This is a genomic window from Dinghuibacter sp., assembly GCF_035492835.1.
GTDB lineage: Bacteria > Bacteroidota > Bacteroidia > Chitinophagales > Chitinophagaceae > Dinghuibacter.
The window spans coordinates 25,451-49,621 of record NZ_DATJIY010000045.1 but is presented as its reverse complement, the minus strand read 5'-3'; the positions used below and the strand labels follow the sequence as shown (position 1 = coordinate 49,621).

The 24,171-nt window shown below is 59.3% G+C and carries 20 protein-coding genes; 7 read left to right on the top strand and 13 right to left on the bottom strand.

Going from position 1 to position 24,171, the window contains the following annotated elements; genetic code table 11:
• Window positions 1-1,119: hypothetical protein (locus VL547_RS04185; protein WP_325575514.1), on the bottom strand; the 1,119-nt coding region annotated here is incomplete at its 3' end.
• Window positions 1,120-1,244: 125 nt separating this feature from the next.
• On the opposite strand from VL547_RS04185, the gene VL547_RS04180 reads away from it, so the two are divergent.
• Both VL547_RS04180 and VL547_RS04175 read left to right on the top strand, forming a co-directional pair.
• Window positions 1,245-2,273 (top strand): sensor histidine kinase, encoded by a 1,029-nt coding sequence (locus VL547_RS04180; RefSeq protein ID WP_325575512.1) that lies wholly within the window; start codon window positions 1,245-1,247, stop codon window positions 2,271-2,273.
• Window positions 2,252-2,944, top strand: coding sequence for a LytTR family DNA-binding domain-containing protein (locus VL547_RS04175; RefSeq protein ID WP_325575510.1), 693 nt, complete (start codon window positions 2,252-2,254; stop codon window positions 2,942-2,944). Before VL547_RS04180 ends, VL547_RS04175 begins: the two co-directional genes overlap by 22 nt.
• On the opposite strand, the gene VL547_RS04170 is transcribed toward VL547_RS04175, so the two are convergent.
• Genes VL547_RS04170 through VL547_RS04135 form a run of 8 tightly spaced genes read right to left on the bottom strand, consistent with a single transcriptional unit; the run spans window position 2,925 to window position 14,144 of the window.
• Window positions 2,925-4,169 carry an ABC transporter permease gene (locus VL547_RS04170; protein WP_325575508.1) on the bottom strand — a complete coding sequence of 415 codons (1,245 nt, stop codon included), beginning with the start codon at window positions 4,167-4,169 and terminating at the stop codon, window positions 2,925-2,927. The genes VL547_RS04175 and VL547_RS04170 overlap by 20 nt on opposite strands.
• Window positions 4,170-4,195: 26 nt before the next feature.
• Complete coding sequence (locus VL547_RS04165; protein WP_325575506.1) at window positions 4,196-5,296, bottom strand: TlpA disulfide reductase family protein; 1,101 nt, start codon at window positions 5,294-5,296, stop codon at window positions 4,196-4,198.
• Between the two features lie 39 nt (window positions 5,297-5,335).
• Window positions 5,336-6,736, bottom strand: coding sequence for a PKD-like family lipoprotein (locus VL547_RS04160; RefSeq protein WP_325575504.1), 1,401 nt, complete (start codon window positions 6,734-6,736; stop codon window positions 5,336-5,338).
• A gap of 32 nt (window positions 6,737-6,768) precedes the next feature.
• Window positions 6,769-7,569: a DUF4843 domain-containing protein gene (locus tag VL547_RS04155; protein ID WP_325575502.1), complete on the bottom strand. Its 801-nt coding sequence runs from the start codon at window positions 7,567-7,569 to the stop codon at window positions 6,769-6,771.
• A 2-nt stretch (window positions 7,570-7,571) separates the two neighbouring features.
• Window positions 7,572-9,047: a RagB/SusD family nutrient uptake outer membrane protein gene (locus VL547_RS04150; protein ID WP_325575500.1), complete on the bottom strand. Its 1,476-nt coding sequence runs from the start codon at window positions 9,045-9,047 to the stop codon at window positions 7,572-7,574.
• Window positions 9,048-9,057: 10 nt separating this feature from the next.
• Window positions 9,058-12,384, bottom strand: a complete 3,327-nt coding sequence (locus VL547_RS04145) for a SusC/RagA family TonB-linked outer membrane protein (RefSeq protein WP_325575498.1) — start codon at window positions 12,382-12,384, stop codon at window positions 9,058-9,060.
• 32 nt (window positions 12,385-12,416) lie between these two features.
• A complete protein-coding gene (locus VL547_RS04140; protein ID WP_325575496.1) occupies window positions 12,417-13,529 on the bottom strand; it encodes a FecR family protein in 1,113 nt (370 codons plus the stop codon).
• A gap of 54 nt (window positions 13,530-13,583) precedes the next feature.
• Entirely contained in the window at window positions 13,584-14,144 is a 561-nt protein-coding gene (locus tag VL547_RS04135) for an RNA polymerase sigma-70 factor (RefSeq protein WP_325575494.1), read from the bottom strand.
• Window positions 14,145-14,229: 85 nt separating this feature from the next.
• On the opposite strand from VL547_RS04135, the gene VL547_RS04130 reads away from it, so the two are divergent.
• Window positions 14,230-15,816: a peptide chain release factor 3 gene (locus VL547_RS04130; RefSeq protein WP_325575492.1), complete on the top strand. Its 1,587-nt coding sequence runs from the start codon at window positions 14,230-14,232 to the stop codon at window positions 15,814-15,816.
• An 8-nt stretch (window positions 15,817-15,824) separates the two neighbouring features.
• Here the strand turns inward: VL547_RS04130 and VL547_RS04125 are convergent, their stop codons facing one another.
• Window positions 15,825-16,370: a YkgJ family cysteine cluster protein gene (locus VL547_RS04125; RefSeq protein WP_325575490.1), complete on the bottom strand. Its 546-nt coding sequence runs from the start codon at window positions 16,368-16,370 to the stop codon at window positions 15,825-15,827.
• A gap of 72 nt (window positions 16,371-16,442) precedes the next feature.
• On the opposite strand from VL547_RS04125, the gene xerD reads away from it, so the two are divergent.
• Entirely contained in the window at window positions 16,443-17,345 is a 903-nt protein-coding gene (gene xerD, locus VL547_RS04120; protein ID WP_325575488.1) for a site-specific tyrosine recombinase XerD, read from the top strand.
• On the opposite strand, the gene VL547_RS04115 is transcribed toward xerD, so the two are convergent.
• Window positions 17,263-17,799 carry a hypothetical protein gene (locus tag VL547_RS04115; protein WP_325575486.1) on the bottom strand — a complete coding sequence of 179 codons (537 nt, stop codon included), beginning with the start codon at window positions 17,797-17,799 and terminating at the stop codon, window positions 17,263-17,265. The two genes, xerD and VL547_RS04115, sit on opposite strands and share 83 nt — an antisense overlap.
• 70 nt (window positions 17,800-17,869) lie before the next feature.
• Here VL547_RS04115 and VL547_RS04110 point away from each other — a divergent pair, with 70 nt between their 5' ends.
• From VL547_RS04110 to VL547_RS04100, 3 genes are read left to right on the top strand one after another with little or no spacing between them, the layout of a single operon-like run.
• Complete coding sequence (locus VL547_RS04110) at window positions 17,870-18,451, top strand: sigma-70 family RNA polymerase sigma factor (protein WP_325575484.1); 582 nt, start codon at window positions 17,870-17,872, stop codon at window positions 18,449-18,451.
• Window positions 18,432-19,742, top strand: a complete 1,311-nt coding sequence (locus tag VL547_RS04105; protein ID WP_325575482.1) for an energy transducer TonB — start codon at window positions 18,432-18,434, stop codon at window positions 19,740-19,742. Before VL547_RS04110 ends, VL547_RS04105 begins: the two co-directional genes overlap by 20 nt.
• Before the next feature lie 21 nt (window positions 19,743-19,763).
• On the top strand, window positions 19,764-22,175 hold the full coding sequence (locus VL547_RS04100; protein ID WP_325575480.1) for an ABC transporter permease: 2,412 nt from the start codon (window positions 19,764-19,766) through the stop codon (window positions 22,173-22,175).
• On the opposite strand, the gene VL547_RS04095 is transcribed toward VL547_RS04100, so the two are convergent.
• Window positions 22,144-23,862 carry a sodium:solute symporter gene (locus VL547_RS04095; RefSeq protein WP_325575478.1) on the bottom strand — a complete coding sequence of 573 codons (1,719 nt, stop codon included), beginning with the start codon at window positions 23,860-23,862 and terminating at the stop codon, window positions 22,144-22,146. The genes VL547_RS04100 and VL547_RS04095 overlap by 32 nt on opposite strands.
• Before the next feature lie 114 nt (window positions 23,863-23,976).
• Window positions 23,977-24,144: a hypothetical protein gene (locus VL547_RS04090; protein WP_325575476.1), complete on the bottom strand. Its 168-nt coding sequence runs from the start codon at window positions 24,142-24,144 to the stop codon at window positions 23,977-23,979.
• Window positions 24,145-24,171 lie beyond the last annotated feature (27 nt).

Sequence of the window (24,171 nt, the reverse complement as noted above, 5' to 3'; positions counted from 1 at the left end):
GGAGTCGAGGGCCAGGGTGACGTATTTCCAGTCTTTGAAGAGGACACCGTCGGTCACCGTGAGAGCGCCCCATTCATCGGACATGGTCATGGTAGGGTAGACGGTGCCGTAGGGGGTGAGGTCGAAGAGGTTGTTGGGGTTGAAGGATATCCGCATCTGGCTGCCGGTGGTGAAGGTGAGCACGTGGCCGTCGACGAGTCGGGCGCGGTAGGCGCGGGCCTTGGCCTGGTGGCGGGCGTCGCGGGCGTCTTCTTCGGCGCGGATGCGGGGGCCGTCGTAGGCATCGGCCCGCGCGGCGGCGGCGGACGCGGTGCGCGCCGGCGAGGTGGCGGGCAGGTTATAGACGCGGCGGATTTCTGACTCGAAATTGTCGGTGGGTGTCACGTGGCGCGTCCAGGTCGGGTCGCGCTGCGACAGGAGGATGCCGTAGAGGGGGCCGGTGAGGTAGGCGAAGGAGCGGGTGAAGGAGGGACGCGCGGTGTCGGCACGGACGGTGCCGGGGAGGTAGGCGGTGTCCTGGAGGAAGATGCCGCTGGCGTAGACGCCCGTGAATTCGGCGAGGCCTTCGTTCCATTCGAGGGCGTGTTCGATCGAGTCTTCGCCGGGGTGGAGGGCGTAGCGCCCGGCGCGGAAGAGCAAGGCGCTTTGGAGGTCGTAGGCGCGTTTGTCGATGGGCTGACCCAAAGCGTGGGATAGCGCGCGCAACTCCAGGCGGAGCCATAGCCGGCCGTCACGGCTGTCCAGGTAGCCGGCCATCGGGCTGCGTGGGGGAAGGTCCAGGGAGTCCTGGATGCGGTGGAAGGATTCGTGCAGCAAAAGGTTCAGGCGGCGGTCACGGTTCTCCGGGAGCGGCAGGATGACCATCGCCCAGCGGCGGCCGTTCCAGTAGACGGAGGTGTTGGCGATGGCGACGGTATCGGGCAGCGTGGCGGGGACGTCCGGGCGGTTGGCGTAGACGGCTCGGGTGTCGACGTTGACGAAGAGCATGGGACCCACGAGCGGGCGGACCCAAAGCAGCGTGCGCGGGTTTGTGCTCATGGAGTCGAGCTCGGCGAACGCCTGGGCCGGAGTGACGGTATCGGCGTGGAGCGTGAGGATTATGGCGAGGAGCGGGAGCATCTTTTTTTACAAAAATTGCCCGGCGGCCGGCGACGTGCAAATGTATTATAGCAACGAGCGCCATATTTATAGCATCGGGGCGAAGCAGTAGCGCGCCGACGCGGGGGACTTCGTACTTTGGGGGGATGAAAAAACTGGCCACGCAGGGCACGAAAAAGCTTGCCGCGCAGCTGTTGGGGTGGGTTATCTTCTTTTTCCTTTGGGAACGACTGGTGTACTTCTATGTCAGCGACGAAGGGAACCGGTGGCTATTTACGGCGTACGATACGGGGGCCATCGTCCTGTCTTTTTATGCGCTGTATGCGTGGGTGACGCCGCGGCTGTTCCATCACAGGAGCCGGTGGCGGTTCGCGCTGGCGTTTGTCGTTTCGGTCGGCGTGGCGGGGGGGATCATGTATGGGGTGATGCAGATCCTGCTGAGGGAAATGGTGGCGCCGGTTCACTTCAGCTTCAACTGGACCTATGACGCGATGCAGCGGAACCGGTTCTTTATCGCGTTCCTCGGCGCGGCGACGGGGGTGGTGGTGCGGCTGGCGATGGGTTGGATGCAGGCGCGGCGTGAAAAGGTGGCGACGGAGCTGACGTACCTGCGGGCGCAGATCAATCCGCACTTTTTGTTCAATTCGCTGAACACGATTTATGTACAGATGGCGATGCCGGGGGTGGACGCGCGCGAGACGCTGTCGACGTTTTCGGATATGCTTCGGTATCAGCTGTACGAGTGTACCAGTGAGCTGGTGCCGCTGGAGCGGGAGATTGCGTATCTCAACAACTATATGCAGCTGCAACGGCTGAGGAAAGACGAGCGTTATGAGATTACGTGGGAGCAAAGCGGCGAAGCGACAGAGAAAAAGGTGGCGCCGTTCCTGCTGATCCCTTTCGTGGAGAACATGTTCAAGCATGTATCGAACCGGCCCGAAGGAGGAAATCTGATCAGTGGGCGGCTCACACTGGCGCCTGGTAAACTGCACTTCGAGGGGACGAACACGAGGAGCGCCGCCGGGGGCGGCACGGGGGGCGGCGGAAAAGAGACAGGGGGCATTGGCCTGGCGAATGTGCGGCGGCGCCTCGACTTGTTGTATCCGGGGCGGCACAAGCTCACCATAATGGATGAACCCGAAATGTACACCGTATGCCTGGACCTCCACCTTTAATCTTACGCTGCGTCGTCGCGGACGACGAACCGATCGCGCGGGAGGGGATGCGGCAGCTGATCGGGCAGGTGCCGTTTCTTACGCTAACGGCGTCGACGGGGGATGCGTTAAAGGTACCGGACCTGATCGGAGATGCGGACCTGTTGTTCCTGGACATCGAGATGCCGGGGTTTAGCGGGATCGCGCTGGCGCAACGGCTCAATAAGGACATACCGATCGTATTTACGACGGCGTTCCCGGAATATGCGATCAAAGGGTATGAGCTGAACGTGCTGGACTACCTGCTGAAGCCGGTGACGCTTCAACGGTTCCTGATGACGGCGAACAAGGCGAAGGCGCTGTACGAAAAACAGGAATGTTTGGCGGTGCGAACGGATAAGGGCCTGGAAAGGATTCATCTGAAAGATATACGATACATCGAGGCACGGCTGAACTACGTGCTGATTCACCTGGAACGCCGGAAGATTATCACCTATGGGTCGATCAAATCGATGGTGGAGCGGTTACCGGGGCCGGACTTCGTTAAAGTGCACAAGTCATATATCGTGGCCCTGAACAAGATCGAGAAGCTGGAAGGCGCCGGGCTGGTGGTGGGAGATGCCAGGATCCCGGTCAGCCGCGAAAACCGCGCGCGGGTCCAGGAGTGGATCGCTAGCTCCGGATCGCTTTGACCGGGTCCATCCGGGCGGCGATCGAAGCGGGGATAATGCCCGCGAGCATGCCGGTGAATATACAGAACGAGATCGCGCCGATAAAGAGCTTGGGCGAGATGGAGACGGTGTAATTGAGCGCGGCGCTGAGCACGAAGGTCAGCAGGAAGACCATAAAAAGACCGATAAGACCGCCGATGACGCAAAGGAAAGCAGATTCCAATAGAAACTCCAGTAATATGGTCCGGCGCTTGGCGCCGATGGCCTTTTTGAGACCGATCATCGGGGTGCGTTCACGGACGGTGACAAACATGATGTTGGCTACGCCAAAGATACCGACGATAAACGAGAGGATGGTGATGGCAAAGCCGCCGACAGTCATACCCCCGAAGATGGAGTTCAGCTCGGAGGTGCCGCTGGTAACGTCGTTGAGCGCGAAATTATCGTCCTGCTTGGGACTGAGCCGGCGGACGGAGCGCATGATGCCGCGTAGCTGGCCCTTGACTTCATCCACCGGGATGCCGTCCTTGCCACGGACCAGGATGCTCATATTCTGGTTATGCACGTTGGCGATCGATGTGCAAAAGACATAGGGAATGATGGTGGCGTTATCGAAATCCCATCCGCCAAGGAGGGAGCTCCCCTGCTTTTTGATGATCCCCACGATCTGGACCTGGCGGCCTTTGATCACGACGGTTTTGCCAACGGCGGAAACCGGGTTGTCGAACAATTTCTGGGCGACGGTGAAACCCATCACGGCCACCGGGTTGCCATACTGGAACTCGGAGGGCAGGATATACCGGCCGTAGCCAATATCCACGGTCTGGATCTGGTTGTATTCGTCGGTGACGCCATACCAGTTGACGTTGGTGAGGACGTCGTTCCCGTATTCGATGTTGGCTTGCCCGTTAAAGAAAATGGCGGCGTGCGCGGCATAGTCCGCGCGGTCCTTTATGTACCGCAGTTCCTGATATTTTGGCGCGGGGCGGGTGATGTACTTCCACCAGGGGTAGTCCGATCCCCCGCCCCACGGCCATTTTTCAACGAATATGGTATTGGTGCCCATGGCCTCCAGCTCCTTGTGGACGGAACTGTCGAGGCTGTCGACGGTAGCGAGCACCGCGATGATGCAAAATATCCCGATGGTGATGCCGAAGAGGGATAGGAAGCTCCGCAGGCGGTTCTTCCGCAGCTCGTCGAGCGCCATGCGAAAACTGGTGGCGAGTATGTTGATGGTCTTCCGCACGCCTCAAACCTACAACATTTCGACGGCTAGGGGAAGAGTTCCGCGAGCTTTTTCCCCAGCGCCTCACCGCGGAGGTCCCGGGCGACGATCTTGCCGTCGGGTCCCACCAGGAAGTTGGCGGGCACGGCGTGTACGCCGTACAGCGCGGCCGCGTCGTTCTTCCAACCTTTCAAGTCGGATACCTGGGTCCAGGGCAGGCCATCCTTTTGGACGGCTTCGGCCCAAAGGTCCTTTTTGCTGTCCAGGGAGACGGCCAGGACGTTGAACCCCTTGGCGTTGTACTTGCCGTAGGCGACCTTGAGGTTCGGGGACTCGGCGCGGCAGGGACCGCACCAGCTGGCCCAGAATTCGACCAGGACGTATTTGCCCTTATAGTCGGCGACGCTGACGGGGTGATCGGCGAGGTCGTTTTCGGTAAAGTTCGGGGCGGGTTTGCCGACTTCGACGCCGGCGAGCAGCTGCAGGCGGCTGCTGACTTCCTTGCCCTGGATGGACTGTTGTACCGCGGGGTCGAGGGCGTCGAACAGCTTCTGGCTTTCCGCCAGGTTGTTGCCGTCCAGGTAGTGCATCAGCTCCCAGGCGGCGCCATAGCTCCGGGTGTGCTCCGCGATGTACCGGCGCTGGAGGGCGCGGGCGGCGACGGACTGGGCATGAAAAGCGGTGTCGTATTCCACCTTATAGCCCTTGAGCGCGGCGGAATCGCCGGCCTTATAGGCGTCGAGCATCTTCGAGTAGACCACCTGGACGGGCTTGCGCAGATCGAGCTGGGCCTGGTTGTAGGCGGCGTAGTCGTTCGTGGCGGCGGGGCCGCTGACGTGATAGTCATAAAACGAATCCACGTCCCCGCGGATCGTGACGGCGCCCTTGTCTATAAACAGGTCGATCTTGGTGCTGAAATCGTGGGTAAAGAGCATCGCGTAGGAGGGTTCCTCCACAGTACCCTTGAACACGAAATCCCCATTGGCGGCCAGGACGGTATCGGCCTTCATCGTTGCATAGGAGCCGTATGCCAGGTATATCTGGCCGTCGGGGAGGCCCTTGATGTGGCCGTTGACGGTAAAAGGCGACTGGGCGGAAAGGGTCAGACCGCCGAGCAGCAAGGCTAGAATCATAAAACTGTGCTTCATATTCATGCTAATTTTAACTGTTTGAGGTTGGGGGATGTTTTAACTGTTTCGGATAGTCATATCGATCACGGTCCCCGGCAGGCCGTCGATCCTTTTTATCAGGTTCCCGTTGTTCCCGGTCGAGATGTCGAGGTAAAAAAGGCTGCCGTCGACGCCGGCGTAGAGGGTGTTGCCATCGTCGGAAACCTTGATCATGGTGACATTCTTCCCGCCTAAAGAGGCGTTGAGCGCCACGACCTGCTGATTGGTGGGGTTGTACCGGTATATCGTCGCCCCATTGGTGAAATAGAGTATCTCGTTGGGCGTCGACTGCCAGAGCATACCCGGGGTGATCAGGTCCTGCCGGATGAACGGTCGTTTCCAGATGGCGTCAAACGTGAACGGGCCGTTGAACTCGGCGTCGAACTTCAACTCGTAGAGGGTGTCGTTCCCGGGAGACTTGGCATAGGCATAACAAAGACCGCCGTTGATCTCCTGGGCGTGGACGATGGTCATGCCCAGGTTCGTCGGGTCGAATGCCGTGTCGAGGACGGTGTAGTTGGCGCCGAAGTATACGATGCCACCGTAGAGGTTAAACCGGACAAACTGGCTGGCTTTTTCGTCAAAGCCGACAAAATTCCCCGGACCGTAAACACCGGTATAGTTGAAGATGACTTCGGGGGAAAGATAGTAGTTACCCTGGGCGCCGAGGTCGAACATCCCGTAGGTGGGCGCTTGGTTCCAGGTCTCGGTGGTGCCGGAATAGAGCGTGCCGTTGATGTTGCCGGAGATCACGCCGAGGGGGTCCACGAACATCCTATAAGGAGTCAGCGTGGTGTCGGGAACGCTAAAGAAATTGTCGGCGAGGTTTTCCTTTTTCTTGAACGTATTGGCGTCGATCTGCACACCCGGGTTGACGCCGTTCATGCCAAAGACCCAATAGGTCTGTATGTCCGACTGGTAAGCTTCCGGGACTTCGAGGAGCTGGGTGGGGTTCGCGGGCAACGCCTCGCCGGGGTTAACGGCCTGGAATATCCGCGGCTGGACGGAATCGTTGGGTTTGATAAACGACACCTGGGTCACGCCGTTCTCCAGGGTCAACACGGTCGTCCCCTGCGAAAAGGCGGTCTTGCCGCTGATCACGAAGTCCTCGAAGTACTTCATCATGTTGGAGCTGTCGGTGATCGTTAACCGCGTATAATACCGCTGGGCGCCCAACCCGAATACGATCCTGAGCGCAGGCCCCGTGAAATGGGTATTCGTGTCCGTGAGATCGGGGTCGCTGATGGTCCAGAGAAAACCGAGCTTGCCGTTGCTCCCGGGGATGGTGATGGTCGGGTCGACCACCAGGCTATCGCCCACGTATACGCTATAGACCGTGTCGAGGTTGGTGATGACGGGCTGCCCGACGGGATGATAGCTGTAGTTGCCTTTATCCTTGTAGCACGCAACCGCGAGCAAACAAGCCAGGATAGTAAAATGACGTTTCATGTCTAGTGGACCTCCTGTCCGTTTTCATCGATGAAGAAATATTGGTTGGCCTGCGCGTCGTACTGGTACAATATCTTTTTCGCGGGGTTGGCCGTATTGTAGAAATACGACACACCGTCCACCGGTTGCGCCATCACATACCCGGAGGCCTGGTTCCGCGCCAGCCACGTGTACGGGTCGGAAAGGAACGTCGTCAGCAGGCTGACGAAATACAGGTTTTTGGGCGCGTCGAGGCCGTTCGTCGAGAGCGTGTCCTGCCCCGTGGTGATGATAAAGAGCTGGTATTTGACCTGCGAAAAATAGTCGCCCATCCACATGCCCCACCAGTCGGGCCGCTCCAGCTTGCTGGAGAAAACGCACTTGCCATAGATCAGCTCCGGCAGGTTCGTCCCCAGGTCGGCCGTCGGGAACAACCGGAACTTCAGCATGACCGAGCGGTACTGCAGGAGTGAATCGGTGTTGTAGATCACGAGCGGCACCAGGATGCCGCCGGCGTTCGCGGGCAACGTATAGACGCTGTCGAAAGGCTTGTAGTGTACGTAAGGCTGTGCGGTCGAAGAGTCCTGCTCCGCTTTGAGCAGGAAAGTGCGGTCTTTGTTCACCCTCGTGCCGGACAGCTGCACCGGCAGGTACAGCGTGTCCGACTCCTTGCTGGGGTCGAAAGCGAAGGTATACAGGATACTGTCCTGCTGCTGCGCATTGAAATTGAAATACACGTTGGCGGGGCTGTTATAAATCAGCTCGTTGTGACGACCGCACGCCACGGCGGCCAGGACCACGGCTAAGGAAATCATTTTTTTCATGGCTATCCTCCAAATTCGGTTTCGTTAACAGGCAGGGGCAATACGAATATCTTGTCGCTGGGAGCGATGACGATGCCGGACGACCCGACGATGGACGTGTTCAGTCGTTTGTACAGGTAGAATATCTGGCCTTCTCCAAAGAATTCCTTGCGCGCTTCGCGGATGAGGTCGGTCAGGAACTGGGTCTTGGTCGAATCGGTCAGTGGAGTACCGATCCCCCGCTGCGCGCGGACCGTGTTGACATACGCCAGGGCGCCGGCCGGGTCCTGGTCGAAGGAGGCTTCGGCGGCGATGTAGTACATCTCGCTCAACCGGATGGCGGGCGCCACCTGCGGGCAGATGTTGGCGGTCGGGTCGTTCGCGGTGGCGCTCGGGTTCTGTTTGTACTTGGACAGCTGGACGACGCCGCTAACGGCGATCTGCATCCACTCTTTGTAACGGAGGTCCTCCCCTCCCACCCCGGCAGCCTCATAGATATACTGGGCGTCGGCGGGCTGGAGGAACAAACCGGACGCGCCGGTCTGGAAGAGGTTGGTCAGGGCCGTGGTCTGCCAGGGGATGTACCAGCCAAACACCAGCTCCTTATAGAGGATCAGGTCCTGTTTGGTAGGATCGGCGTTGATGAAATCGGCCTGAGCCGTCCAGGGGAACTTTTTGGCGTTGATGACCTCGAGCGCGCTGGCCAGGGCGTCGGCGTTGTCTCCCTCGAAGAGATAGGCCCTGGCGAGCTCCCCGCAAACGGCGTAGTAGTTCATCCGGTGCCGGCGGTTCTGCTCGAACAGGTTCGTCGACGTGGTCTCTGTCTGGTTCGGGTCGCTGGGGTAACCGACGATATAGTCCGAGTTGCGGATGGAGTCCGCGGGGGCGAGGATCGTCTTTGCCTGCAGCAGGTCGTTGATCACGTCTTTGACCACGGCAGAGACGCTGGACAAACCCGTTACCTTGTTGGAATAGGTGGTGACATACGGGACGGCGGGGGCCGAGGAATTACTCACATAGGATGGACCAAAAAGACGGAGCGCGTCGAAGTGGAGGTAGGCCCGGAGCGCCAGGGCCTCGCCCTTGACCAGTGCGTACTCGTTCCCGGTGAAAAGCGCCTTTTGCTGGTCGACGTTGGCCAGGATCAGGTTACAGTTGACGATGGCGTTGTATAAACCGGACCAGATGCTGTTCTCCCGGTTGAGGAAGTACGCATCGGCATAGTTGAATTCCGAAGACTGGAGATAGGACAGCGGGTCGTTGACGGTCGACAGGCTGTAGTCCTGCGCCAGCACGTCGAGCAACCCGCACGTCAGCTCCTGGCCATAGATGTCGGCCTGGCCGCAACGGGTGTACACGCCGTTGAGCGCTTCCTCGAAGCCGGCCTGGGTCTTGAAGAGGTCCTGGGAGGCTATCTGCGTCTGGGGAGTGACGTTCAGCCACTTTTTGCAGGAGATTCCCAGCAGGAGTACGGACGTCAGGATGATATATTGTCTCATACGATTTTCTTTAGAAGGTGGCGAGTAAGGAGGTGGTAAAACTGCGCGCGTACGGATAGTCTATCCCGCGCTCCTGTTTGACGGACCCCCACCAGAACAGGTCGTTGGTGGTGAAGGAGAACCGGAGGCCCTTCATACCCAGCCTGGCGTAAATCGCGTGGCCCGCGTCATACGACAGGTAAATCGACTGTAACGCGAGCACGTTATCCCGTTGCACAAAGCGGGAAGAGACCTGTGTCGTTCCGAGGTCGGCTATATTTTTAAAAAAAACGTGGTCGCCCGGCTTCTCCCACCGCTCCGAGAGCACGCGGTCGTCCACGTTGTAGCGGGGATCGGCGTTCTCCACCCTGTCCACCAGCGTCTGGTTGTAGAGGTGCCCGCCCCAGCGGGTATAAAACGTCACCTGGAGGTTGAACTGCTTATACCGGCTGCTGGTGGTGAAGAAACCCTCCACTTTGGAATCGGTGTTCCCCACCGGCTGGATGTCGTTTACGTTCCAGTTGTAGGTCAGGGTCCCGTCTTTTTTGACGAACAGCTCCTTCCCATTCTCCGGGTCGATCCCCAGGGAGCGGACGGCGTAAATCGTGTTCAGCGATTGTCCCTCCTGGTACCGCAGCAGGGGCGCGCCCATATTGGCGCTCGAAAGCTGGGCGGAGTCGACCTTCGTATTATAGGCCTTCAGGGCGTCCGATATCTTGACGATGGTATTGGTATTGTGCGTGAAGGCCGCGGTCAGGTTCAAGCTGAAATCCCGGGTGCGGACGATGCCTGCCTGAATATTAAGCTCCGCTCCCTGGTTGCGCATGTTTCCGATGTTATCGAGGTAGGACCCAAAACCGGTGGACGGCGGCAGGGAGACGTCCGACACCAGCCCGGTCGTGAGCTTGTTGTAGACGCGGGGCATGATGAGGATGCGGTCGTCCAAAAAACCGATCTCCATCCCCAGGTCGGTCTCGTGGGTCTTTTGCCATTGGAGGTTGGGGTTCCCGTAGCCGATGACCGTGGCGCCGACTCCGGTAGAGTACCAGTTACCGGTATAGTATTGATACGTCGTCTGCGCCATATACGGGCTGAACGACACGCTGCCGGTAAGCCCGGTACTGGCGCGGATCTTAAGCCGGCTAAAGGGGGAGCCCTTCATGAAGTCCTCTTTGTGGAGGTTCCAGCCGATACCGACGGAGGAGAACGGCGCCATCCGGGAGTTGCTTCCGAACAGCGACGAGCCGTCTTCCCGGAAAGTAAGGTCCATCAGGTACTTGTCTCTGTAGGAGTAGTTGCCCGAGGCGAGCATTCCGAACAACCGTTGCTGGTCGATCGTGCTCGTGGGGGTCGTACCGGAGGCATAGGCATAGGCGAAACCGATGTCCGGGAACTGGTCATTGCTAAAGCCCGTAGCTTGAAAGGACTTCATATTGGTGAGCCGGGTCTGGATATTCGAACCCACCAGGACGTTGAAGAAGTGGCCGTGGACCTCTTTATTGTAGTTCAGCGTCAGGTTCCCGTCTACGGTGGTGTTGACGCTGTCCCCGTAGGTGTAGCTGCCCCGCTGGTTGATCTGGGTGGAGGTGTAGCCGTAATAGGCGTTGGCCTGGGGGGAGACAAACTGGTTGGTCGTCCCGTCCGTCCGGTCGACGCTGATCTGCCCGCGAAGGCGGAGGCCGTCGATGATCGTCCAGTCGGCGGTAAAGGCGTCCACGAACTGGAAGTACGAATCCTTGTTGAAACTGTTCAGCGTAGCGTCGTACATGGGGTTGAGTACGGGCGTGGTGGTTACATAGCCTCCTTGCCTATCGGTCCAGCTGTCCACGACCTGGATGATACGACCCGTGGAATCGGTCTTGGGATAATAGGGATTCATCCGGGCATAGGTGGCGAAGTCGCCATAGGGCGAGGCCTTGGCATTTACCTGGGTCGCGGTGATGTCGTTGCGGAACAATAGCCTGGAGCTCAGGTTGTAGGACAGCGTGAGCTCGGTGGAGTAGCGGTCGCGGCCTGAGCCTCGCATGACGCCGGGCGCGGTCTGGTAGCGGGCGGCGAGGCCGACGCGGAAGGGACCGGAGCCGCCCTCGAGATAGACGGAGTGCTTCTGGCCAAAGGTGGTTTGCAGGGGTTGGCTCAGCCAATAGGTGTTGACCCCGCCAAGCACCTGCCCTAGCTTGTGGTAATAGAGGTCGTCGAGCTGGTCCTGGCTCATGACCGTGTTGTTCGCGGCGTCATACAGCCCGGCGAGCTTTTCGTATTGCAGCTTGTGGCTGGCGTCGAGCACGTGGTATTGGGTCAGGTCGGGCGTGGTCGTATTGAGCTCGTAGTTGTAGGTCACCTGGAGCTTCCCGGCCTTGGGCGGGAAGGTGGTGATGACGACGACCCCGTTGGCGGCGCGGGAACCATAGACCGCGGTGGCCGCGGCGTCCTTGAGAAGGGTGATGGACTTGATCCGGTTGATGTCGAGGTCGTACACCTGCTCGAGGCTGACCTCATAGCCATCCATGATGAAAGTGGGCAGGTTCACGGTCCCGGACAGGTTGTCCCGGCTGATGATGGTATTGCCGCCCGCGGGCAGGGCGGTGGAGCCGCGGACGTTGATGTTAGGCAGGGCGTTGGGGTTGGACCCCGCCAGGTTGTTGTCGACGATCTTGAAGGAAGGGTCGAAGCTCTGCAGGCTGCGAAGGACGTTGTTGGGGTCTACCTTTTTGAGGTCCGCGCCGGAGACGGTGATGGCGGTGCCGGTGAAGCTTTCCTTGCTGATTTCGGTGTAGCCGTTGGAGACGGTGATGGCGACGTCGGAGATCTGCTGGACCTTCGTGTTTAGCTTTATGACCAGGGGTTCCTTGCCGTTGGCGCGCACTTCCTTTGGTTCCGTGTTTGTGCTGGAGAAGACCAACGTCGCCGGGGCGTCGAGGTTTATCTCGAATTCGCCTGCCGCATTTGTCGTGGTACCCTTTTGAGCGCCTTTTATCAGCACACTGACCCCGGATAAGGGTTCGCCCTGGTCATTGAGCACGCGTCCTTTCGCGGTTAGTTTTGTTTCAGGGCGCTCTTTGATCGCGATGACCGAGTTCCCGACGATCTCCCAGGTCAGGGGCTGGTTGCTGAAAACCAGGTTGAGGGTGGTGTCCAGGCGGGCGCCTGTCACGTGGATGGTGACGGGGCGGCTTTTTTCCATGAGGGCGTCTTCATAAAAGACGCGCATCCCGCTTTGCTGGCCGATGGAACGGAGGACCTTTTCCAGGGGCGCCTTATCTTCCGAGAGGGTAATCTTCTGGGCGTTTACCTGGACGAAGGCCAGGCATGCCCATAGCACGGCCAGTCTGTGCGGGCGCAGCAGTCTCAATTGCATAGTTTCGGTGTGTTTTATTGATGAACGCCGCCTTATGGCATTACCACCAGTTTTTTGTGTTCGGCGTCTATAGTAAAATGGATATTGCTGATTTCAAAGAGTTTCAGTAGTTGGGACAGGTTGGCGGCGCGCGGGATTTCCCCGGTGAAGGTCCGCTCCGGGAGCCGGCCCTTGTACTCGACGTCCACGTCATACCATCGCCGGACCTGTTGCATGATCGTCTGGATGGAGGCCTTCCGGAAGGCGGTGAGGCCATTTTTCCAGGCGGTGCTTAACTCCACGTCCGCCGGTGTTTTGCGCAGGGAGCCGCCGCCCAAGCCTTGGCTGCCCGCTTCATCGATGCTTTGTTGACCAGGCACTAATTGTACGCTGTCCGTTGCGGTCGCAACCCGTACGGAACCCTCGACGAGGGTCGTGACGGTATTCTCGCCAGAATACGCACTCACATTAAAGCTCGTGCCCAGGACCCGTACCGTCGTGCGCGGCGTCGCCACGATAAAGGGCCGGGACGCGTCCCTGGCTACTTCGAAGTAGGCCTGGCCTTCTATCTCCACCCTTCTCTGGGCGCCGAAGGTCTCCGGGAAACGGATGCTCGATTCCGCATCCAGCCATACCTTGGTACCGTCCGACAGGACGAGTTGTTCCTGCCGGGCGCGCGGGGTGGTTAGCGTGTTGTACGCGGTTTCGCTCTGACCTTGTACGGTCAGGGCGGTGTTCGTTTTGGTGACGGCTTGCGCCAGTTGGCCGTTACGGGCCGTGTCAAGCAAGATGGTTTGTCCGTTTGCCAGGGTAAGGAGGGCGCCGGTTTTGCCGGGCAGGATATCTTTGCCAGCCGCCGCAATTGCAGGCACCGGTTTGTCTGTCTTTTCAGGGGTCGTCCGGCGGAGCGTTGCATAACCGATAATGGCGGTCAGCGCGACGGCGGCCGCGGCGGCCCACCAAAGGCGATAGGTCTTGTGCTCCCGCGGCAAGCCTTCCGCGATGTTCCGCATCATGCGCGCTTTGATCGCCTCACGGTCTTCGGGGACGTCCAGCGTACCTTCGGTCCGGTTGTACCAGTCGGCATACTCCCGTTCCTCTTCCGGGGTTATGCTGCCATCCAGCCATTTTTGGGCAAGCGTTCGAATCCTTTCGTTTTCCTCCAAGAAAGTCCCTTTTAGATATTGTCAATTGAAATGGCCCAAACCCTACATATGTTTTTAAAAAAAATATGACAAGCCCTTACGGATGGACTTGATCGCCCGGGTGAGGTTCGCCTCGACGGCTTTTTCGCTGACGTGGAGGTGGCTGGCGATTTCCTTATGGGAGAGGTCGGCTTCGCGGGATAACCGGAAGGTGATCCGGCATTTTTCGGGGAGCCCCTGGACTAATGATTCCAGGCGGTGGCGGAGGTCGTCGAAACTCACCAGGTGCTCGGTGGAGTGATCGGCTGCGTCTCCGAGGGATTTTTTATAATCCGCCGCCCTTTTCTGGCGGGCCTGTATGTTGATCACCTTGTATTTCATGCTGACGGCCAGGTAGGCGCTCAATTCGCCCCGGACGTCCAGGGTTTCCCGCCGGCTCCAGAGGTCCAGGAACACGTCCTGTACCAGCTCCTCGGCGATCGCAAGGTCCCTCATCTTTGTCCCGGCCACATATAAAAGGCGCTCCCAATAGCGGTTGTACAGCTCGGTAAACGCCTGCTCGTCACCCGTCGCCAGCAGCGACAGCAGTTCAGCGTCCGGGTAAGACGAATAATTCCTCGTTTCTCTGGCCACCATGCATTCAAAAAATTACCAATACGTGATTTTCGACCGTGGGAAGATAGGAAATTCCTGGCTGATTTGTTCGTACCTTTGCGCGCCCATGAATAAGTACAACGACCAGATACAGCGTCGCAAGACGTTCGCCATCATATCGCACCCGGACGCCGGTAAGACCACGCTGACGGAGAAATTCCTCCTGTTCGGCGGCGCCATCCAGACCGCCGGGGCGGTCAAAAGCAACAAGATCAAAAAGCACGCGACCAGCGACTTCATGGAGATCGAGCGTCAAAGGGGTATCTCCGTGGCGACCTCGGTCATGACCTTCGAATACAAGGACATGCTGATCAACCTGCTGGACACGCCGGGCCACAAGGACTTCGCCGAGGACACCTATCGCACGCTCACGGCGGTGGACAGCGTCGTGCTCGTGGTGGACAGCGTGAACGGGGTCGAAGAGCAGACGCGTCGCCTGATGGAAGTCTGCCGGATGCGGGACACGCCCGTGATCGTTTTTATCAACAAAATGGACCGGGATGGCAAGCAGCCGTTCGACCTCCTGGAAGAAATAGAAAAAGAACTCCACATCAACCTCCACCCGATCACCTGGCCGATCAACAACGGGCGGGACTTCAAGGGGGTGTACAACCTCTTCGATAAGAACCTGCTGCTGTTCACCGCCAATACCAAGGCGGCGGGGGACGACACGGTGCTGATCGAGGACCTGGCATCGTCCGTGCTGGATGAAAAAGTCGGTCCTTCCGATGCGGCGCGTCTTCGCGAAGACGTGGAATTGATTGACGGCGTCTATGGCGAATTGAACGTTCCGGACTATCTCTCGGCGCGCGTGGCGCCGGTCTTCTTCGGGAGCGCCATCAACAACTTTGGCGTTCGGGAATTGCTGGACACCTTTGTCCGGATTGCGCCGGCGCCCCTCCCCCGCCCCACCAACGTGCGGGTGGTGTCGCCCTCGGAGGACGCCTTTAGCGGCTTCATATTCAAGATACACGCCAACCTCGATCCCAAACACCGGGACCGGATCGCGTTCCTGCGCGTCTGCTCCGGTAAGTTCCAGCGCAATACCTACTATCACCACGTCCGCCTGTCGAAGGACGTCCGTTTCAGCAACCCGTATTCGTTCCTCGCGCGCGATAAGGACGTCATCGAGGAGGCCTACCCGGGAGACGTCATCGGTTTATTCGATACCGGCCAGTTCAAGATCGGCGACACCCTGACGGAGGGCGAGGACTTCTATTACACCGGCATCCCGTCCTTTTCCCCCGAGCTCTTCAAGGAGCTGGTCAACAAGGACCCGATGAAAACCAAACAGCTCGAAAAAGGCATCCGCCAGCTCACCGACGAGGGCGTGGCCCAGCTCTTCACCCAGCACGGCGGGAACCGCAAGATCATCGGTTGTGTGGGCGACCTGCAGTTCGAGGTTATCCAGTACCGTTTGTTACAGGAGTACGGCGCGGCCTGCCAGTTCAATAGCCTGCCCTTTTTTAAGGCTTGCTGGATCACCTCTCCTGATCCGCATAAGCTGGAGGATTTTGCGCGGTTCAAGAACAATATCGTCGAGGACAAGGATGGGCACCTCGTCTACCTGGCGCAAAGCGAGTGGTTCCTCAATACGGAGCGGGCCAATAACCCGGGGATCGAGTTTCATTTTACCAGTGAGATACACAAGTAGGCCTTCCTTTAGCGTTCCGCGGGGGGCGCTTGGAGGAGCAGGGGCGTCGGCGGCGGGACCTTCGCGCCGGTGATCATCCCCTCGAGGTGTTCTACCCAGCGTTGGGTGGCGGGGCAGTATTCTACGTTCTGTTTGTAAACGTGGATATAATCGGTGATCTTATTCTTGGTGAGGTGAGGGAACCCGGCGCAGTCGGCGGGGCGAACCTCATAGATGGAGCACTTGAAGTCTTCGGTGTTGAAGAACTGACAAGGTTGTTTGGTGTTCATCCAGTCGCCGTCGGTATCCTTGAAAAGCCACTTTTTGCGGAAGGCGTCGGGCGTCATCGACAGGTGGGCGGAAATACGGCGGATATCCTCCGGCGTAAAGGTCGGGGTCATCGTCCGGCAGCAGTTGCCGCACGTCAGGCAATCCACGTCTTTCCAGGTCAGGGCGTCGGCGCCCACGGCCATGTGGTTCAGGCCGGCGGGGGGATCGTTTTCGATTTTAGTGAGGATGCGACGGAGCCTTGGTTTTTTATCGTGGAGTTTTTGCTTGAATGCGCGGAGATTCATGACGGAAAATGCGAATTTTGTCGAATAAAGACCGAAAATAGGGTTTAATGTCGACAAAACCATTTTTGCACCTTGTGGGAGCCGTATAAAAAAGGATTCAAAGCCTACCTGCAGCTGGAGCGTTCCTTATCGGAGCATTCGGTGGAGGCGTACCTGGGGGATGTGGAAAAGCTGACGCAGTACCTGCTTCACGTGTCTTTATCGCGCGCTCCGTCCGAGCTGACCACGGATGACTTGCGCCATTTCCTGCAATGGGTCGCTTCGCTCCACATGACGCCCTCGTCGCAGGGCCGCATCTTATCAGGACTCCGATCTTTTTACAAATACTGCCTGCTCGAACAGATCGTGCGGGTGGACCCCACCGAGCTCCTGGAGGGGCCAAAGCTCAAACGGGCCTTGCCGGACGTGCTGACCTTCGACGAGATCGAGCGTATGCTGTCTTCGATCGACCACAGTACTCCCGAGGGCGGCCGCAACCGCGCGATCCTGGAAACCCTCTATAGCTGCGGTCTCCGCGTCAGCGAGCTGGTGACCCTGCGGTTGTCGTGTCTGTATCCGGACGTGGGCTTTATCCGCGTGATCGGTAAGGGCGACAAGGAGCGGCTGGTCCCCATCGGGCGCGACGCGCTAAAATACATCGCGATCTACTGTGAACAGATCCGGGTGCACCTGACGATCAAACCCGGCAGCGAGGACATCCTTTTTTTAAACCGGCGGGGGTCCGCGCTGTCACGGGTGATGATCTTTTACGTGATCAAGGACCTCGCTTCAAAAGCCGGCATCACCAAAAACATCTCGCCCCACACCTTCCGTCATTCGTTTGCGACCCATCTCGTGGAGGGGGGAGCGGACCTGCGCGCGGTCCAGGAGATGCTCGGGCACGAAAGCATCACTACCACGGAAATATACACCCACCTCGACCGCGAGTACCTGCGGCAGACGTTGCAGCAGCACCACCCGGGGTTTCAGCGGTAAGCAGGTCCTGGCAGGGAATGATACGGAGGATTGTGGCTATGGATTGGGCGGGGAGGAGGGTGACGACGACCGGCGCGGCGGTTTCCGGGGGAAGGGGGACGTACAGTCTTTGCTGAAGGCAACCGATGGCGGAGACGAAAAGGGTCAGCCCTCTTGTTCCGGGCGGGGCGATACAGAGGCAGCGACCGGAGAGGTCGGCGACCACGAGCAGGCGGGTCTCGAGGACGCTGACGCAGGCGCGGGGGATGGGGTTGCCGTTGGGGTCCCGGACTTCGACCTGGAAGTTGGTTTCGGTGAGGGGGGACGACGGGGGGATGGGTCGGGGGCGCGTGGTGTTTGGCGGTATGACGAGCGGCGGGGCGGCGTAGGGTGGCGCGGCCTGGTGCGCGGGTATTTGGGCGGGTGCGCGGAGGATATAGGTGAGGGCCAGGAGGAGGCATGCAGCTTTAATCATGGTGCCGTTTTCCTTATAGGTGCAAAAGCCGGCGGGATTACATACGGTTTTTGCTTAATTTTCTTGACGGATGTCTTTTTTACGGTCTATACGGGGAAAAAAGGCGGAGTCTCTCGACGATGAGGCGCTGGTAAAGGCGTACCAGGAGGGGGGCGACCTGCAGGCGCTGGCCGACGTTTACGAGCGGTATATGGACCTCGTGTACGGTCTGTGCCTGCGTTACCTGGAAGACCCGGAGCTGGCCAGGGACGCGGTGATGGGGGTATTCGAGGTCATCGTCCGGGACCTCACCAAGTACCCGGTGGAATACTTTAAGTCGTGGCTGTATAGGGTCACAAAAAACTATTGCCTGATGCAGCTGCGGTCCACAGGGAAGGGAAAAATAGTGGAGTTTGGGCCGGAACTTGTGTATTTGGAGGAGGAATTGCACCTCAATGAGGAAGTATACGGCAAGCTGGAGAAATGTATGGAGGCGCTCCCGGAAGAGCAACGACGGACGATCACGCTTTTTTATGAGGAAAACAAGTCCTACCAGGAGATCGGCGCCCTGACCGGCCAGGAATGGAGCAAGGTCAGGAGCCAGATACAGAATGGGCGAAGGAATTTGAAAATATGTATGGAGAGACGCACGCATGTTCAAAAAGGAGTCTGATAGCAAGCGCGGCGCGGGCGTAAGCCAGCGCTTCACCGCACTCGACATCGAGCGGTACCACCACGGTCTGATGACCGGGGCGGAGCGGCATGCCCTGGAAAGGGCGGCGCTGGAGGACCCGTTTTTGGAGGAGGCGCTGGAAGGGTATGCGTCGCTGGCGCCCGGCCAGGCGGCAGGGGACCTGGCGGCGCTCCGGGAGAGGCTCGCGGAGCGGGTACGGCCGCATCGGAAGCGGGTTGCCTGGTGGGTGGCGGCCGCCGCAGTGGTGGTGCTCGGAGGGGCGGGGATAGTGGCGTACCGGATGAGTGAGAAGGCGCCCGGGGCGGTGGCGATGAAGCCGGTGGCGGTGACGCCGCAGGCCGTGACGCTGGATACGGCGGCGGGTGTGGCGAAGCCGAATGCGGTCCCGTCGGGGCAGCCCTTGGCGGTGGAAAGGAAGTCGCGGCCGGCGCGGAAAAAGATAGCAACGAAGGCGAGAGCATTGGCGACGACGAAAGCCCCGGCGACGGAGATAGATTCGGCGACGGTCGCCATGGCGACGGTGCCGGCGGCGGCCCCCGCGGGTAACGTCGTCGCGGAAGACGCGCTCAAAAAGTTGCCGGGTGTGGCGGTCGACAAGGACGGCAATGTGGTGGCACAGGGCGAGCGGGTCACGAGGATACGGGTGAATGGGAAGCAGTTTTTCCCGGCGAGCCCGAAGACTATGTTCCAAAACAGGGTGATCGATTACAACCACCAGCCGATTCCGGGGGCCACGCTGCAGGTGGGACCGACCGATAATTATGTGATGACGGACCGGAAGGGGTACTTCCGTTTTAACGCACAGGATAGCCAGCGCGTGGTCGTGACGGCGGTGGGGTATACGTCCAAAGAGCTGTATGCCTATCAGCTGAACGACCTCGCGGCCGTGCAGTTATCGCCGGATACCAGCCGGCTCAACGAAGTGGTCGTGGTCGGGTACGGTACCTCCAAAACCGGGCTCGCCCGGAAGGCCATGGGCGCGTATCATGCCGTGACGGATACCAATGCGGCGCAGCCACTGGAGGGGTGGAGCAACTACAACGACTATATTTCCAGCAACCTCCAGCTGCCTGACCAGGCGATCGTGAACCATATCCACGGTGAAGTGGACCTGACCTTTGAGGTGGATGAGACGGGAAAACCGGTGAACATCAGCGTGGCGAAATCGCTTTGCGACTCCTGTGACGCGGAGGCGATACGGTTGCTGCAGCAGGGTCCGGGATGGAGCAAGGGTAAAAAGGCCAAGGGGAAATTAAAGGTCAAATTCTAATAGCCATAAAAACGATACAGTATGCACTACCTCAGGTCCCTGAAACAAAACAAAGCTTACAGCTTCCTGAATATCATCGGTCTGGCGATCGGGATCGCCTGCGCGGGACTGATTTTCCTGTGGGTGGAGGACGAGACGACGTTCAACGACAACCAGGTGAACAAGGACCGGTTGTACATCGTCAAGGTGAACTCCAGGGAGGATAAGGGGATGTTCACGCACTCGTCGACCCCGGGGCCGCTGGCGTCGGTGATCGCGGGTTTTTCGGGGGTGGAGTCGACGTGCCGGATGTCGGAGGACTATCCCGCCTCTGCGATCGGGATCGGCGACAAAACGCTGAATGCCTCGGGCTACTACACCGATCCGTCGGTGTTCGGCCTTTTTACCCTGCCGTTTGTGGAAGGGAGCCCGGAAAGCGCGCTGGCGCAACCCAACGCCTTGGTGGTGACGGAAAGCACGGCTAAAAGGTTCTTTGGGAACGACAAGAACATCCTCGGCCGCGTGGTGCAAATGGACCGGAAGGGCGCCTTTGTCGTCACGGGGGTCGTCAAGGACCCGCCGGCGAATTCGTCGCTCCGGTTCGACTGGCTGGCGCCCTTCCAGACCTATCTCAAAGCGCACGACAATTTTACCACCTGGCGGAACTTCGGGATTACGACCTATGTCCTCCTCGGCCCCGGGATCAAACCGGACGCCATCAACGCGCAGCTGTCGAATCCATACTATGATTTCACCACCCAGAAGGTGGAGACAGGGACGTCGACCGTGCACGTCTTTCTCTTTGGCATGAAGGACTGGCGGCTGCGCGACCAGTTCGAGAACGGCGTGCCGACCGGGGGTGGGCGCATACAATACGTCCACCTGTTTTCCCTGATCGCCTGGATCATCCTGCTCATTGCGTGTATCAACTTCATGAACCTGGCGACGGCCCGGAGCGAAAGGAGGTCAAAGGAAGTGGGCGTCCGCAAGGTGCTGGGCGCGGCAAAATTCAGCCTGGTGCGGCAGTTCCTGGGAGAGGCGTTCTTCATGACGGTACTGGCGATGTTCGTGTCGCTGTTGTTCATGGAGCTGGCGTTGCCCGCCTTTAACGGGCTGGTCCAGAAAAACCTGGCGCTGGAGCTCCTGAAACCCGCGCACCTCCTGGCGCTGGCGATACTGACGGCGGGCTGCGGACTGATCGCGGGGAGCTATCCGTCGCTGTACCTGTCCGCCTTCAACCCCATTTTCGTGCTCAAGGGGATCAAGGATAAAGACGGGAGCGCGGCGCTGATCCGCAAAGGGCTGGTGGTGCTCCAGTTTACGGCCTCCATAGTGCTGATCATCGGGACGATCGTGATCTACCGGCAGATCCAGCATGTCAAGGACAGGAACCTCGGCTTCAACCGCAACAACCTGGTCCAGCTGGACCTGCAGGGTAATATGCTCCGCGACTTCGGCGCCCTCCGGCAGGCGTTCCTCGACGCGGGAATCGCGGAGAACGCGGCGATCACCGACCATCCGACGCTGTATTCGGGTAACAATACCGGCGGTATCGGCTGGGCGGGCAAGGACCCCGGCAGCCACGTCGTCATTTCGCAACGGCTGGGCAGCCCCGAGCTGCTGTCGACGCTGGGTATGCGCCTGAAAGAAGGGGTCGGCTTCACGGCGACGGACAGTGTCGACCTGGCGCGCGTCGTACAATCGCAGGGCAAATACCTGCCGGCGATGCGCGTGATCGTCACCGCCTCGATGGAGCGGCTCATGGGTAATGGCAGCGCGATCGGCAAGGTGCTGTCCTTCGACAGCCCCTTCGGGAATATCAACATGACGGTCAAGGGCGTCGTCCAGGACTATGTGTACGGGGATATGTACGGTCAGGCGGACCCGGTGGTCTTTTACTGTATCCCCGGCGCCTCCACCTATATGTACGTGCGGCTCCGGGACGGAGTCCCCACCGACAAGGCGCTCACCAGGATGGAGGCCATCCTGAAAAAGGAAAATCCCGGTTATCCCTTCACCTATACGTTCGTGGACGACCAATTCAACAACATGTTCCTCGGCGAGATGCTCATCTCCAAATTATCCCGGGTCTTTGCCCTCCTGGCAATCGTCATTTCCTGTCTGGGCCTCTTCGGTCTGGCGGCGTATACGGCGGAACGCAGGATCAAGGAGATCGGCATCCGGAAGGTCCTGGGCGCCTCCCCGGCCAGTATCGCGCGGTTGTTGTCGATGGACTTCCTCCAGCTGGTGCTGTTGTCCTGTCTGATCGCCTTTCCCATCGCGGGCTGGATCATGTACCGCTGGCTCCAGGGGTACGCCTATCGGATCGGGTTGGAATGGTGGGTATTTGGCGGGGCCGCGGTGTTGTCGGCGCTGATCGCCCTGGTGACGGTAGGGTCGCAGGCGTTGCGCGCGGCGGCGGTCAACCCCGTGAAGAGCTTGCGGGCCGAATAAACGAACCCATCCACGCCAGCGCGACGACGGACAGGGCGCCGACAGCGTTCAACCAGAGGAACCCGATGTCCGACCACGCGAACAGCGCAATCACGCCGGCTTCGGCGACCAGGGCGCTCCAGAAGACGACGTCGCCACCGGCGCGTTTGAGGTAAAACGCAACCAGGAAGATGCCGAGCATCGTGCCGTAAAAAAGCGAACCCAGGATGTTCACGGCCTGGATCAGGCTCCCCAGGTTGGAGGCGAACTGCGCGGTGAGTACGCAAAAAACGCCCCAGCCCAGCGTATACCAGCGGGAAACGCTGTAGTCCTCTTCGTGGGTGCATTCCTTGCGGATGAACTTTTTATGGATGTCGACGACGGAACAGGAGGCCAGCGCATTAAGGGCCGCGGCAATGCTGCCCCAGGCGGCCAGGAAGATGATGGCGATCACCAGACCCACCAACCCGCGGGGCAGGTAGTCCACGATAAACCGCAGGAAAATATAGTTGGTGTCGTCAGTCTCACCCCCCTTCAAACCCGGTTTTCCGAGCAGTGCCTGGAAGTCCTTGCGGAGCGCGAGGTCCTTTTGGCGGAGGCCCTGGAGGAGCAGGCCCGCGTGGTCCTGTACCGCGGTGTCGTGACGGTTGAGCGCGTCGGCGTAGGCGGTCGCGGCCAGTTGTTTTTGCATCGACAAGCTGTCGTACCGGGCCTGTAGCGCGTTGCCCTCTATCCGGTATACCGAGGCCTGGACGCGGTCGGTCTGGACCCGGTTGAAGGAAAGGGGCGCGGGATAGAACTGGTAGAATACAAACACCAGCGCGCCCAGCAGGAGGATGCAAAACTGCATCGGTATCTTGACCAACCCGTTCATGAGCAGCCCCAGCCGGCTTTCCCGGATGCTTTTGGCCGTGAGGTAACGGCCCACCTGGGATTGGTCGGTCCCGAAATAGGACAACGCCAGGAAAAAACCGCCGACTAACCCGCTCCAGATGTTATAGCGGTCGGTCCAATCAAAGCCGTGCTTGGTATTGCTGCCTGTTGTGAGCGCGTTGAGCCGGCCCAGCTTCCCGCTGATGTGGAGGGCGTCCACAAACCCCACTCCCGCGGGCAGCAGGTGGATGACCATATACCCGACAACGGCCAGCGAAGCGAATATGACGATCAGCTGGAGCTGTTGGGTATACGCCACCGCCCTGGCGCCGCCTGTCGTGGTATAGATGATCAGGAGGCCGCCCATAACGACGTTGGTCCAATAGATGTTCCAGCCCAGGAGAGAAGAAAGGATGATGGAGGGGGCGTAGATGCTGATCCCGGTGGACAGCCCGCGTTGCAGCAGGAAAAGGGCGGACGTCAGCGTCCGCGTCTTGACGTCGAAACGCCCCTCCAGGTACTCATACGCCGTATAGACCTTGAGCCGGTGGTACAACGGTACGAAGACGACGCACAACACCACCATCGCGATCGGGAGCCCGAAGTAATATTGGACAAAACGCATCCCGTCGGTATAGGCCTGGCCGGGGGCGGACAAAAAAGTCACCGCGCTCGCCTGGGTGCCCATAATGCTAAGCAGGATCATGTACCAGGGGAGCGCCCGGTCGCCGAGAAAGTAACCGTCCAGGCTCCTGGACGTGCGGCTTTTCAGCACCCCGTAGACGATAACGCCCAACAGGGTGGCGGCCAGGACGATCCAGTCGATGCTGCTCATGAAAAGTATTTGGTAAACCAATAAAACGCGCCTACGCACAAGGCCAGTACGATCAGAACGAGCACGTACCAGGCCCTCCAGCTGCCCAGCAGGGGCGCGCTTTCTCCGGGGGTGTTATTCTTCCTTTTCACGACGGCTTCGCGAAAACAACAGCAAACCGATGCCGCCGCCGACCAGGACGCCGACGGCCATTTCTTTCCACAACATACCGAGCGCTATGCCCAGGACTACCCCCACGATGAGGCCGAACTCGGGGCCTTTTCTGTTTCGACTATCTGCCATTCGACAAATATAAAGTGCTTTACCGCA

What these genes read in the sequence shown, in the direction of transcription:
- VL547_RS04130 (WP_325575492.1), top strand. Translation starts at nt 14,230, where the DNA reads ATGAATAAGTACAACGACCAGATACAGCGTCGCAAGACGTTCGCCATC.
- VL547_RS04115 (WP_325575486.1), bottom strand. Translation starts at nt 17,799, where the DNA reads ATGATTAAAGCTGCATGCCTCCTCCTGGCCCTCACCTATATCCTCCGC.
- VL547_RS04100 (WP_325575480.1), top strand. Translation starts at nt 19,764, where the DNA reads ATGCACTACCTCAGGTCCCTGAAACAAAACAAAGCTTACAGCTTCCTG.
- VL547_RS04150 (WP_325575500.1), bottom strand. Translation starts at nt 9,047, where the DNA reads ATGAGACAATATATCATCCTGACGTCCGTACTCCTGCTGGGAATCTCC.
- VL547_RS04135 (WP_325575494.1), bottom strand. Translation starts at nt 14,144, where the DNA reads ATGGTGGCCAGAGAAACGAGGAATTATTCGTCTTACCCGGACGCTGAA.
- VL547_RS04145 (WP_325575498.1), bottom strand. Translation starts at nt 12,384, where the DNA reads ATGCAATTGAGACTGCTGCGCCCGCACAGACTGGCCGTGCTATGGGCA.
- VL547_RS04090 (WP_325575476.1), bottom strand. Translation starts at nt 24,144, where the DNA reads ATGGCAGATAGTCGAAACAGAAAAGGCCCCGAGTTCGGCCTCATCGTG.
- VL547_RS04180 (WP_325575512.1), top strand. Translation starts at nt 1,245, where the DNA reads ATGAAAAAACTGGCCACGCAGGGCACGAAAAAGCTTGCCGCGCAGCTG.
- VL547_RS04110 (WP_325575484.1), top strand. Translation starts at nt 17,870, where the DNA reads ATGTCTTTTTTACGGTCTATACGGGGAAAAAAGGCGGAGTCTCTCGAC.
- VL547_RS04175 (WP_325575510.1), top strand. Translation starts at nt 2,252, where the DNA reads ATGCCTGGACCTCCACCTTTAATCTTACGCTGCGTCGTCGCGGACGAC.
- VL547_RS04125 (WP_325575490.1), bottom strand. Translation starts at nt 16,370, where the DNA reads ATGAATCTCCGCGCATTCAAGCAAAAACTCCACGATAAAAAACCAAGG.
- VL547_RS04155 (WP_325575502.1), bottom strand. Translation starts at nt 7,569, where the DNA reads ATGAAAAAAATGATTTCCTTAGCCGTGGTCCTGGCCGCCGTGGCGTGC.
- VL547_RS04095 (WP_325575478.1), bottom strand. Translation starts at nt 23,862, where the DNA reads ATGAGCAGCATCGACTGGATCGTCCTGGCCGCCACCCTGTTGGGCGTT.
- VL547_RS04165 (WP_325575506.1), bottom strand. Translation starts at nt 5,296, where the DNA reads ATGAAGCACAGTTTTATGATTCTAGCCTTGCTGCTCGGCGGTCTGACC.
- VL547_RS04105 (WP_325575482.1), top strand. Translation starts at nt 18,432, where the DNA reads ATGTTCAAAAAGGAGTCTGATAGCAAGCGCGGCGCGGGCGTAAGCCAG.